This is a genomic window from Legionella geestiana (assembly GCF_004571195.1).
In the GTDB taxonomy this organism is placed as follows: Bacteria; Pseudomonadota; Gammaproteobacteria; order Legionellales; family Legionellaceae; genus Legionella_B; species Legionella_B geestiana.
In genome coordinates, this window is the sequence record NZ_CP038271.1 from 2,023,718 (window position 1) to 2,035,147 (window position 11,430).

Sequence of the window (11,430 nt, forward strand, 5' to 3'; positions counted from 1 at the left end):
GATTCGTGGCTCAGTGCCATCGATGAGGCGGCTGATGTTAGTGCGGTGTTTGTAGAATATAAACATCGTTACCAGAAACAGCGGCGGGAACGAGCCGAGATGGCGCAAAATCATCAGTGAAAAAATCGGCATGAGTGCCATGCTGATGAGTGAAGCCAGTGATGAACGTCGAGAGAAATTAGCGACCAGCAGCCAGGTACCCGTTACAACCGCTCCCAGTACCAGGTCGATGCCAAATAGTCCGCCCAGCGCGGTTGCGACACCCTTACCGCCTTGAAAACCAAAAAACACCGGCCACATATGTCCAATAACTGCGGCAAGGCAGGTGAAGGCAACGGTTGTGGGACCTGCTCCGAGGAGCTTCGCGAGCAATACCGGCAATAAACCTTTCAACATATCGGCAAACAGCACCATGGCGGCATATTCTTTGCCGGCGATACGCAGCACATTGGTAGCGCCCGGATTGTTCGAGCCTTCCGTGCGCGGGTCGGGCAATCCGAAAAGACGGCACACGATTACGGCCGAGCAGACAGAGCCCGCAAGATAGCCAACGGCCATTAATACCAGGAACAGGACTGTTTCTCCCATGACCGCTCCATTTTGCTAAAAACATCAGTGTATACAAAAAACTTCAGGGAAGAAACAAGGCCTGCAAATCATTGGTAAAGCGCCGCCCATGGGGGGTAACCTGCCAGTGGTCTTCGGAACGGGACAAAAGCCCCTGTTGTTCTGCAGGAGCCAGTTTCTTCAGCAGGATATCGGTTTCAAGGCCGGTGGTTTCTGTAAAAAGGCTCAGCGGAACAGGTTCTTCAAGTCGAGTGGTGTTCAGCATGAATTCAAAGAGCAGGGTGGCGGCATCGGGCTGTTCGAGGGATGTCAGAAAGGGCTTTTCGGGATGCAGGTAGTCCTTTGGCTGGCGATGTTTTTGTGTGCGCCAGACGGTATTGTCGCTGTCAGTTAGTTTACCGTGGGCGCCGGCGCCAATACCAAGATAATCGCCAAAGCGCCAGTAGTTGAGATTGTGTCTTGCCGCAAAACCCTCACGGCTGAAGGCGGAAATTTCATAGCGCCGGTAGCCGGCTGAGGCGAGCAGCGCGAGGCCTTCTTCTTCAAGCTGCCAGAGTGTTTCTTCATCAGGAAGTACAGGCTTTTGCTTGTGAAAAAGCGTATTGGGCTCGATGGTGAGGGCGTACCATGAGAGGTGTTCAGGCGCGTGGTCGATGGCGCGTTTCAGGTCATCAAGCCCTTCTGACAGGGTTTGTCCCGGTAAACCATGCATGATATCAAGATTGATGTTGGTAAAACCCGCGGCACGGGCAAACGCAATGGCACGCTCTGCTTCCATTGCATCGTGCACCCGCCCGAGGGTTTTGAGATGCGCTGTATTAAAGCTTTGAATGCCAAGGGAGAGGCGGTTGATACCGGCTTTTCGATATCCCTGAAAATTGGTGATATCAGCACTTCCCGGGTTGGCTTCCAGCGTGATTTCAGCATCCGGCGCCAGGGGGAGGAGGTTACGCACGCCCTCAAACAGGGTCTGCCAGGCGCCAGCGCTGAAGAGGCTTGGCGTTCCACCGCCCATAAAGACCGTTTGCACGGTGCGGGTGCCAAAACGCGCACAATCCTCGCTAAGATCAGCAAGCAGAGCCTGCACATAGGCCGATTCCGGCAGCGCATCCGGGCGTTTGTGGGAGTTAAAATCGCAGTAGGGGCACTTTTGAATGCACCAGGGGGCATGGATATAAAGAGAAAGCTCACGCATCGATACTAAATTCAGGCTGGTATGCTGGGGGAGGTAATAGTATCATGAATTGGTTTCCAAAACCTGAAGAGCGATGCCACGGATGCGAGAAAAACCGGTTTGTCTCAAAAAGTCAGTGATTGCCAAATCACAGTTGTTCACGGTCGAATCGATGCACCTTCGCTTTTCTAACGGTGCTGAACGGGTGTATGAACGGATTCGAAGCCACGGCCATGGCGCGGTACTGATAGTCGCCGTTACACCGGGCGAGTCGTTGTTGCTGGTGCGCGAATACGGTGCCGGGACTGACGCGATGGAGCTCGCGTTTCCCAAGGGGCGCATTGACGCGGGAGAAACAGCGCTGCATGCGGCGAACCGTGAGCTGCGAGAGGAAACGGGTTTTGCTGCTCGCACGTTGACTGAGATCAAATCCATGACGCTCGCGCCCGGTTATTTTGGCGCGCGCCTTGATGTGATTGTGGCGGAGGGTTTGTATCCTTCTCCGCTTGAGGGCGATGAGCCAGAGCCGCCCGAGGTGATTGAGTGGCCGCTTGCAGCCAGTGATGCACTGCTCGCGCGCCCGGATTTTACAGAGGCGCGCAGCATTGCCGCCCTGTTTCTGGTAAAAGAATGGTTTAAAGAAAGGAAAAACAAATGAACAAACGAGTACGTGTCGTAGTAACCGGAGCGGCGGGACAAATTTCCTATGCGCTTTTATTTCGGATTGCTTCAGGCCAGATGTTTGGTGAGCATGTCGATGTTGAGCTTAACATGCTGGAACTCGAACAGGCGATGCCGGCACTGGAAGGGGTTGCCATGGAGCTTGATGACTGCGCATTCCCGCGTCTGAAGCGCTTGCTCTGCACATCAAGCATCAAGGAAGCGATGGATGGCGTGAACTGGGCGCTGCTCGTAGGTTCAGTGCCGCGCAAACAGGGTATGGAGCGTTCCGATCTCTTACAGATTAACGGCGGTATTTTTACGCATCAGGGTCGTGCCATCAACGATTTTGCAAGTGAAGATGTCAATGTGTTCGTGGTGGGAAATCCCTGCAACACCAACTGTCTGATTGCGCGCCACCACGCACCGGATGTCCCCTCAGAGCGTTTCCACGCCATGACGACGCTTGACGAACTGCGTGCGCGCACACAGCTTGCAAAAAAAGCGGGCGTTGATGTCACCGCTGTCAGTCAGATGACTATCTGGGGTAACCATTCGTCCACCCAGTATCCAGATTTTTACAACGCGAAAATTAATGGCCTGCCGGTAGAGAAGGTGATTCACGACCACGCCTGGCTTGAAAATGATTTCGTGCCGCTTATCCAGCAGCGGGGTGCGGCGGTGATTAAGGCACGCGGTGCTTCATCTGCGGCCTCTGCAGCAAATGGTGTGGTGCGCGGTGTTCAGAACCTCATCAACGACACGCCATTTGGTGAATCATTCTCCATGTGCCTCAGTTCAAAAGGGGAGTATGGTGTGGATGAAGGGCTTATTTTCTCCTTCCCATGCCGACGTGAGCATGGTGAAGTTCGCGTTATTACCGACCTCGAGTTGAACGACTACGGCCGCGCCCGCTTCGATGCAACGCTTGCGGAACTGCGCCAGGAGCGCGACATTGTGCGTTCTCTGGGTCTGCTCGGTGATTAATTCACGCGGCGGCGCATCATGCGCCGCCATATCGCTGATAATCCCCTTGTCTTTTTAGAAACGAACGGATATTATCTGCAGCAAGTCGGGGCGTAGCGCAGCCTGGTAGCGTACTAGCATGGGGTGCTAGTGGTCGAAGGTTCAAATCCTTCCGTCCCGACCAATAAAATCAATGACTTACGCATCAAAATCTTGGGGTCTTTCCCAATTACGGGGGCACTCACCATTAACAACAGAGCACCCTAACACGAGTTCTGTAATTTTCAAAGTTACGAAAGCCATAAGCTCTTCTTTGTATTAACTGGGTCTTTCCCAATTACGGGGGCACTCACCATTAACAACAGAGCACCCTAACACGAGTTCTGTAATTTTCAAAGTTACGAAAGCCATAAGCTCTTCTTTGTATTAACTTCATCTTTCTATGAAACCCTTCTGTAATGCCATTTGACTTTCTAAACCGCCACATGCGTACTATCTCTTCTTTCCATTGACAAAATGTTTTACCAAGCACTGCCAATGCTTTAAATGGACTATTTTTCAGTTCATCCAGCATATTTAAAAACTGAGGGATCATTTTCTTACACCAATCTTTATTCATGGATTTGTGTAAGAGTAACGCATGAATTTGTTGCTGGAACTGATATATAGCGTTTATAGCGGGATTGTCTTGAAGGAATGCATCCCGCTTAAGTCGCCGTTGAGGAGTCAATCTATCAGGTCGTGTACGCAGTAAAGCCAATATACCCCGATTACTTTTTATTTGGCTCGATAGTTCGCGATAGGTCATCATACATTGATGTTGAAGCAAGCGAATAACATGAAATCGGTCAGCCACAATTTTTGCATTGGGAAAATGTTTTTTTACAATAGAGCGGTAAGTACTACTTAACGCCGTGTGCAACTTACAACGGGGCGACAAGTCCATCAAACTGGGTTAATTTTGCCCCTCGCTTGTGATTAAGAAAGCATCCAATTGTATGCGCCAAGGTTTTTCGTCCGATTCTGCTGGTCAGGTGCCAGAGGTCGCGAGCCCTGACTTTTTGAATATGAAAGCGCTCTGTCAGTTGCCCAATCACCGTTTCAACCAATCTGCGGGTAGATACGAGCCACTTGCTAAAATCTGAGCCGCGTGGGTCTGTCATATTGGAGCGCAGAGGCGTTTGCAGGGTAACATTCGTATGTTGTCGGATTTGTTCCTGAAAATCTTGGCCTATCAATCCCTTATCAGCAATAATCATGCCCTGTACGTTGTCGAGATTATCCCAGACGGACTCTCGTTCATCAATGTTTGCCTGTGTGACGGTTATGGCGGTAATGACGCCTTGTGAGTCAATCAACAGATTGCCCTTGAACCCATAATAGCGCTCATTTTTTGAGGCGCAGTAGCCATAAGCGGCGGCCTCTGAGAACAACCGGGAAAAGTTAGCGCGCCTGAAGTGACAAATTGGCAAAGGAAATCCGTCAGACATATGGAGTGAGTCATTGAAGGTACCCAGTTTCCCGGCCAGCAATTTTTGAATGCTTTGCTTAACGGCCCACAACTTGGCTGATTGCCTGGCGAAGCTCGTCCTGTCTCCAAGCCCGGGAAACCAATTCTGCCAGTGTCGCTTGAAATATGACCAAATTGCCTTATCGGTATCAAGCCCGAGAAACTCGCCAACCAGCTCTATCGTGATCACCTCGGGATCGGAGAGCCTGGGTGCAAAGCCTCGGGTTCTCAACTTTGTGATAACGGCCTTTTTGTAAAGGGAATCTATCAAACAAAAAGTACTAATGATAAAATCCTCAACCGGCACAGCATACTCCTTGTAGTCCTGGATCGTCGGAAAATCAAGAACTTACAAAATTATGCTGTGCCTTTCAAGCATCCACTCTCTTATCCATTAAAAGTTGCACACGGCGTTACTTAAATCCATACAAACCACCTTGACGCGTTCTTTTCCGGTAAGGGAGGCCAGATAACTGGCAAGATCAGATTCACTTCGGCCTTTCACAATATCAAACACCTTATGTTTTTTCAGGTCACACAGCGTTGTGGCAAATCCCTGTTTTCGGCTAAAGAAGTGCTCATCAATACCCAGTACAGTTGGACATGGTGTATTCATCAACTCTTTAGCCTGCTCCTGATATTGTCGATGATACCAACGCTCAATCGTAGCTTTCCCTTTATTAAATTGCTGAGCAAGGTCTTTTTGGGAAATTCCTCGCGTGTGGTTATGAAATACCGCTGCCTGTAAACGCCAGGTTGAACGCTGATGCTTATTGATGCCAGGAAACTGCTGATTTCCGTAGCGCTGGCATGTATTGCAATACAGTTTATAGGCCTTAAATCGCAAAAGGCTGCGGCGATGACCAATTAATTCATGAGCTACGGTTCGTATATAAGATGCCTTTTTACGCACTGCTTTGCTATTGCAATGGGCACAGCGAGGTAATCGTTGATACGAAATATCCAATATCAGTGGTTGATAACCACTCACTTTTTGTATGGTAAATCCAGGTAAATTTAAGATAAGATTATGCTTGGGCACTTTAATCTCCAATTTGATCGCGAAATCAATTAGTTAGTCTAGACTAACTTGATTAAAGTGCCCCCTTATTTGGGGTAGAGCCCAAAATCGAAATAATAAAAGGGCATATGGTGAAGGAATTTGGCCTTATTTACAGGTTTAATTTAGGTATACGCAGGAACTGGAAGATGTTGCCCAAATGGATGCTTCAGGGATTGGGTATTTTAGGCATGATAGAAACAATGTCTAACTTTTCGAATTTTGCTTTGTACGGGACAAAAAACTTGAAGTAGCTCATTGATTAATAGACAATCCCTGCGTTTCTGTTCAAGGAAAAGGCATGGAGTCATGGAAATCAACGAGCTGAGCGGTATATTAAACGGATATTTTAGTTGGAACAAGGCAAGAATGACCTGTTTCGCCTGTATGCTGGTATCATTGTTCAAAGTAAGAACGGTCAATTTAAGCGAACTGGCCTGTGGCTTTGAAAGCGAGGCAACAATAGAATCGCGCTACAAGCGTATCAAGCGATTTTTCAGGGAATTCACAATATGCTTCACCGCTCTGGCCGGATGGGTGATGACTTTTTTTGATTTTGACCAGACGCCGTTGTATCTCAGCATAGACAGAACAAATTGGCAGTGGGGCAAGCAGGATATCAATATATTAATGCTGTCTATTGCCTACAAAGGGATAGCCATCCCTCTCATGTGGGATTTGCTGCCCAAGCGCGGGAACAGTAATACCACAGAGCGTATAGCCTTACTTAAGCGTTTTATAGAGCAGTTTGGCAAAGAAAGAGTTGCCTGTCTGCTGGCTGACCGAGAGTTTGTTGGAAACGAATGGTTCTCATGGTTGCGTAGTGAAGGGATCTCATTTTGCATTCGAATCAAAAGCAACACTCAAACCAGCAACAGCTTGGGGCTTGACGTTAATGTGGATGCTCTTTTCTACGATCTGAAGCCTGGTGAACAACGAAAACTGAGGGGTGAGCGCAGGCTTTGGAAGCAAAAAGTCTGGTTGAGCGCGCTCCGGCTTACAGATGGTGAATTACTTATTGTTGCAACAGATAAAGAAGTTGATTCACCTATCGAATTGTATGGCCGGCGCTGGGAAATAGAAACCCTGTTTTCCTGCCTGAAATCGCGCGGCTTTAACTTTGAGGACACGCATATTACAAAGCCGGAGCGTATTTCGAAGCTGATAGCACTTTTAAGCATCGGCTTTTGTTGGGCTTATAAAGTAGGTGAATGGCGCAACGAGCAAAAAGCGATCAAAATGAAAAAACATGGTAGAAAAGAGGTCAGTATTTTTCGTTATGGTCTTGATTTTCTACGTGATGCGGCTCTCAATGCAAAGCAGAATATCTTGAGTTTAATTGGTCAGGTGATGGCCTTCTTGAGCATCGAGGCACCGACCGAGGCGTTGATATGATTTTTTGTCCCGTACAGAGCGAATTTTGTTAAATCTTGGGTAGAACAATTCCACCACGAGATTTTGTGGGTTACTCTCATTTCCACAGTGTTGTATGTCGTTTATAAGGTAACTGAACCACTAAAAATTTTGATTAATCTTCGAGGAGCTGGTACCGAACTTAATATCTACTTCGGTAATATTTTTTCGAAAAATGAAAAGAGTCATCTTGCTATACCGGTTAACGAATTTTTTGATACACAGTTAGCTGGAGCTAAAGGACCGTCTGGAGACATCGTGGCGCCGAACTCGATTCACGGCCAGTTTATAACCAAAGTTTATAATTCTGACTCAGTTAAACTGGACGATGATCTTAATGTAGCTCTGAGCGGAATTGTCCCTAACGATTTACCTCGTTACCTTGGTAAAACTTCGCAGTACCCAATAGGTACAACTGCAGTTATTGGAAGCGGTAAATATAGATATTTGCTATTTGTGTTGTCATGTACTGACCCGATTACTGCAAAAGCAAAATCAGACGTGCCCACCATGTGGAATGCTCTCGAAGGACTATGGACGTCTGTTCGCAATTATTCGAACGGATTGCCAGTTGCTCTGCCACTGGTTGGAAGCGGTCAATCTCATGTTGGATTGGATTCAATTAATCTTCTCAGACTTATTGTGTTGAGCATTATCAAATCATCGGAGGGCCAAAGAATCACTAGTCAAATTAACATAGTGCTTCATGAAAGTGTCATGCGTGATGTGGCACTGCGCAAGATCAAAGAGGAGTTTAATTGATGGCATATAGAAATGGAACTTATGTGGTTTTTCATGCGCAAAATACTTCTGATCCAACTAAAAGTGATATGAAGTATTATCGTTTGCTTACAGCATGGCATGAACACAGTGATATAGAATTCAAAATGATTAATAGTCATGACAAAACCTCCGCTGTTCGTGACAGTAGCAAGCGCGCTACATTACAGAGTAGAATTCGAGAGAGACTTAATAATTCAAGAAACATGCTGCTTATTATTGGTAGCACCACTCACTTGGACGACGATAATGTTCCTTTCGAAATATCATATGCTGTAGATAAATGTGGTATCCCAATAATTGCGGCATACACAGGCTATGATAGTATTTGCACGCCTAGCAGACTGAGATATTTATGGCCAAATGCATTAGCGGCAAGAATAAACAACAATACTGCCAAGGTTATACATGTCCCATTTAGAAAGGAGCCTATCAAAGCCGCATTACAGAAATATGACTATCAAGATCCACCAAAGGGAAGCTTGGTACATTATACCCAAGAAACTTTCAGAAAATGGGGGCTACTTCAGCCGAGCTAGATACGTTGAATTGGTAAGTTTCTCTAAAATCACAGATCTGTTGCTTCATTGATATTCATTGTTTTTTGTATCCACTGTTCTATTGCTACATAATGCCATGATAAAACTGCATTATTCAATTTCACAGGTCTTGGAAATTTGCCTGCCAACCACCAGCGCCGCAAGGTGAGCCTATCGCGTCCAACGATTTGCTCAACGTCTCTCATGAATAAAATTTGTTGTTTAAATTCGGTATGCTGCATGGTTAACTCCTGTCATGTTGTTTTTTATGCCACATTTAATAAATACTCGAATCGAGCACTTATTAAATCATATCGAGCATAGTCATGCAATATCATTTAGCACATTACTTGAGTCTCGCACCTAAAAAAATTTGAAAACCGGATTTTTTCAAAGACGCTATACCAAATAGTTGTTTGTATATACAATGAGCCGTACAACATATCTATGAGGAAATAAAGGATGATTTTATTGGATAATATAGAACAAGCCATTGGAACCGAGTACTTTGGCGACACGCAATGTGCTGAGTTATGCGCAGCAATACAAACAGCAGAAACCGATGCAGATCCATCGTTCAGCACATCGCAACAGCCCCATTCCAACAAAATCGTGCATGTACACTAATTAAATGCATACTCTTATAGTTGTTGGTTCCGGGATAAAATCGATAGCGCATATCACGGGAGAAACGAAAAAAGTTATTCAACACGCAGATAAAGTCCTCTATTTAGTGAATGAGGACAATCTTAAAGCCTGGATACAGCGTGAAGCAAAAGAAGCGGAGTCACTGGAACCTGCCTACTACAGCTCTCAGAAAAGAATTGATGCCTACCATCAGATAACCACGCATATTGTTAATGAATATCATAAGGTTAAAAACCTGTGTGTGGTTTTCTATGGGCATCCTTCTGTTTTTGCCGAATCGGCGTTAAATGCAGTGAAAAAGATAAACGCTGCAAATGGTCATGCCATATTACTCCCAGCTGTGTCAGCGATGGATTGCCTGTTCAGTGATCTGCAAATTGACCCTGGTGATCAGGGTTGTTATGCGATTGATGCCACAGAGCTTTTGATTTATGAAAGATCCGTTGATGTCCATGCCCATACCCTTCTATGGCAAATTGCAAATCTGGGTATGGCAGATACAAATCAATCTCAAAAAATCAATGTGTTATGTGATTACTTACACGACTTTTATCCTGAAGATTATCAAGTATGCTTATATGAGGCGGCGATTTTACCCACGCAAAAGCCCAGAATTAAATGGCTTTTACTCAAAGATTTAGTCCAAGTAGCAATTAATCCAGTATCCACCTTGTATATTCCACCCATGTCCAAACCAAGCCTGAGCAAGAAGTACCTTGATCTTCTGGAAATGGACGTCGAGCATTACCAGCTATCGGCTGATTCGAACACAACCTCTAAATAGTTTGGCATCCACTGAAAACTCTGCTTTCTCAATACAGTGAGAAAATGCAAACCGCTCATCCTCCTCCAGAAGTTCTAGGGGATTTTTAATGGCTCCGTCACCAGCCGATTTGTAATGATAAAAGGAAAACTGCGTTGACTTGCTAACCCGGTAAAGCGGGCTACCATAGGCATCACCATTTTCTTCTGTAAATTCATCCTGATAGGCTAACAATATGTTCTTTAACTTATCCAGCTCCGTCAATGTGCTATTGCTTTGGTTAGTTTTAAAGGTATTGATTTTGGCGAAAGGGCACTGCAACGGGTAATAAATACTGCCGGATTGATCGCCTAGGGACGCTGGCGCCATTAAGGTCGGTGTATATTCAAGCCCATAACATTCACTATAGATTTTCTGGAGATCTTGTATGGGTAAATACTGATCATCGACAGCGGGTTTCACGCCAATGCCCGATCCCATGCAAATATTGAAAATATACTTCGCCGTATCCATGATAAATGGAGTCGGTCTGAACCGGTTTATCTTTTTAGCACTCAAAAACAAATCGTTACATGATGCGTCATACGTGTTTTGAGTCAACTTCTTTCTCAGGGCTTCAGAAAAATACAGCTTCAATTTAAGCCATCTGTCATTGTTTTTCACCTCATTGATGAACTGCTCCGAAAAATACAAAATCTGACTATGCCAATTCGTTTGGGTACTTTTACCCAGCAAAATGTCAGTGAATATACGATGATGCTCATAAGGCGATTTCGGTGCCGGTGCCGTTACATTGAAATACTTTTGAATTCTGGCATGCTTTCGGGCGCAGCCAATATTTGGCAGCATGAAAGAAGACAAAGCGCCAGAAGACACCGACAACACGTTATTATCCACGGTCTTGTCTTCATCAAACACAATTTGCATGTTGAAAATTGCGCCGGGGCCTTGAACGCAATCAGGGAAGATCCGATCCTCCTCACCAAAATAATGCCACTCGCAGAATTTATCGAGAATGATCCCTAATGGAAGACTGTTTTTGCCATATCCCAAGTGACGAAATATTTCATTATCGGTTTGATTGCTGTCAATTCGCTCCATTTTCCCGGAAAATGACGGCAGATAAGCATGTTTTTTAATGCCGAAGTGTTCGCCAAAATTATATCGGGCAAGGAAGAAAGGCATGCCTTCATCCGGATTGATTTGCTCTATGACCTCATAAATGGACGGATTAACCGTTTTGATCATATCCTTGATTTCATTCCATGAAACTCGTTCAATGCTGTTCATTCCTAAACACCCTATAACGCAGGACAGAAACAATTATCCTCAGTCAAAACAATAGATAAT

11 protein-coding genes, 1 tRNA gene and 3 pseudogenes are annotated in these 11,430 nt (G+C 45.7%); 7 read left to right on the forward strand and 8 right to left on the reverse strand.

The annotated features are described in order from the left end of the window. Positions 1-588 (reverse strand): annotated as a pseudogene (gene plsY / locus E4T54_RS09040) (glycerol-3-phosphate 1-O-acyltransferase PlsY); the annotation flags it as partial. A 43-nt stretch (positions 589-631) separates the two neighbouring features. Beyond that, positions 632-1,762: a radical SAM family heme chaperone HemW gene (hemW, locus tag E4T54_RS09045; protein WP_028386436.1), complete on the reverse strand. Its 1,131-nt coding sequence runs from the start codon at positions 1,760-1,762 to the stop codon at positions 632-634. 82 nt (positions 1,763-1,844) lie between these two features. Here hemW and nudE point away from each other — a divergent pair, with 82 nt between their 5' ends. The 3 genes from nudE to E4T54_RS09060 all read left to right on the forward strand — a co-directional run bounded on the left by nudE (position 1,845) and on the right by E4T54_RS09060 (position 3,551). Next, positions 1,845-2,399 carry an ADP compounds hydrolase NudE gene (gene nudE, locus E4T54_RS09050; RefSeq protein WP_028386437.1) on the forward strand — a complete coding sequence of 185 codons (555 nt, stop codon included), beginning with the start codon at positions 1,845-1,847 and terminating at the stop codon, positions 2,397-2,399. Then, positions 2,396-3,388: a malate dehydrogenase gene (locus E4T54_RS09055; RefSeq protein ID WP_028386438.1), complete on the forward strand. Its 993-nt coding sequence runs from the start codon at positions 2,396-2,398 to the stop codon at positions 3,386-3,388. Before nudE ends, E4T54_RS09055 begins: the two co-directional genes overlap by 4 nt. A gap of 86 nt (positions 3,389-3,474) precedes the next feature. After that, positions 3,475-3,551 (forward strand) — tRNA-Pro (locus tag E4T54_RS09060). Positions 3,552-3,614: 63 nt separating this feature from the next. On the opposite strand, the gene E4T54_RS12195 is transcribed toward E4T54_RS09060, so the two are convergent. The 4 genes and pseudogenes from E4T54_RS12195 to E4T54_RS09080 form a co-directional block, all read right to left on the reverse strand. Then, positions 3,615-3,704 carry a transposase gene (locus E4T54_RS12195; RefSeq protein ID WP_115152850.1) on the reverse strand — a complete coding sequence of 30 codons (90 nt, stop codon included), beginning with the start codon at positions 3,702-3,704 and terminating at the stop codon, positions 3,615-3,617. Between the two features lie 18 nt (positions 3,705-3,722). Beyond that, positions 3,723-4,277, reverse strand: a pseudogene (locus tag E4T54_RS09070) (ISL3 family transposase); the annotation flags it as partial. A 13-nt stretch (positions 4,278-4,290) separates the two neighbouring features. After that, the gene (locus E4T54_RS09075; RefSeq protein WP_058387092.1) at positions 4,291-5,184 is read right to left on the reverse strand and encodes an IS982 family transposase; all 894 of its coding nucleotides are present in this window, start codon (positions 5,182-5,184) and stop codon (positions 4,291-4,293) included. A gap of 105 nt (positions 5,185-5,289) precedes the next feature. Further along, positions 5,290-5,919, reverse strand: a pseudogene (locus E4T54_RS09080) (transposase); the annotation flags it as partial. A gap of 327 nt (positions 5,920-6,246) precedes the next feature. On the opposite strand from E4T54_RS09080, the gene E4T54_RS09085 reads away from it, so the two are divergent. From E4T54_RS09085 to E4T54_RS09095, 3 genes are all read left to right on the forward strand, one after another. Next, positions 6,247-7,332, forward strand: coding sequence for an IS4 family transposase (locus E4T54_RS09085; RefSeq protein ID WP_115152790.1), 1,086 nt, complete (start codon positions 6,247-6,249; stop codon positions 7,330-7,332). A gap of 87 nt (positions 7,333-7,419) precedes the next feature. Beyond that, a complete protein-coding gene (locus tag E4T54_RS09090) occupies positions 7,420-8,112 on the forward strand; it encodes a macro domain-containing protein (RefSeq protein ID WP_058387079.1) in 693 nt (230 codons plus the stop codon). Beyond that, positions 8,112-8,669 carry a TIR domain-containing protein gene (locus E4T54_RS09095; RefSeq protein ID WP_058387080.1) on the forward strand — a complete coding sequence of 186 codons (558 nt, stop codon included), beginning with the start codon at positions 8,112-8,114 and terminating at the stop codon, positions 8,667-8,669. The genes E4T54_RS09090 and E4T54_RS09095 overlap by 1 nt, the downstream gene beginning before the upstream one ends. A gap of 29 nt (positions 8,670-8,698) precedes the next feature. Here E4T54_RS09095 and E4T54_RS09100 read toward each other — a convergent pair whose 3' ends face one another. After that, positions 8,699-8,911: a helix-turn-helix transcriptional regulator gene (locus E4T54_RS09100; RefSeq protein ID WP_058387081.1), complete on the reverse strand. Its 213-nt coding sequence runs from the start codon at positions 8,909-8,911 to the stop codon at positions 8,699-8,701. 389 nt (positions 8,912-9,300) lie between these two features. Between E4T54_RS09100 and E4T54_RS09105 the strand changes: the two genes are divergently transcribed. Further along, positions 9,301-10,101: an SAM-dependent methyltransferase gene (locus tag E4T54_RS09105; RefSeq protein ID WP_058387082.1), complete on the forward strand. Its 801-nt coding sequence runs from the start codon at positions 9,301-9,303 to the stop codon at positions 10,099-10,101. On the opposite strand, the gene E4T54_RS09110 is transcribed toward E4T54_RS09105, so the two are convergent. Continuing rightward, entirely contained in the window at positions 10,069-11,370 is a 1,302-nt protein-coding gene (locus E4T54_RS09110; RefSeq protein WP_058387083.1) for a hypothetical protein, read from the reverse strand. The two genes, E4T54_RS09105 and E4T54_RS09110, sit on opposite strands and share 33 nt — an antisense overlap. Positions 11,371-11,430: the final 60 nt, after the last annotated feature.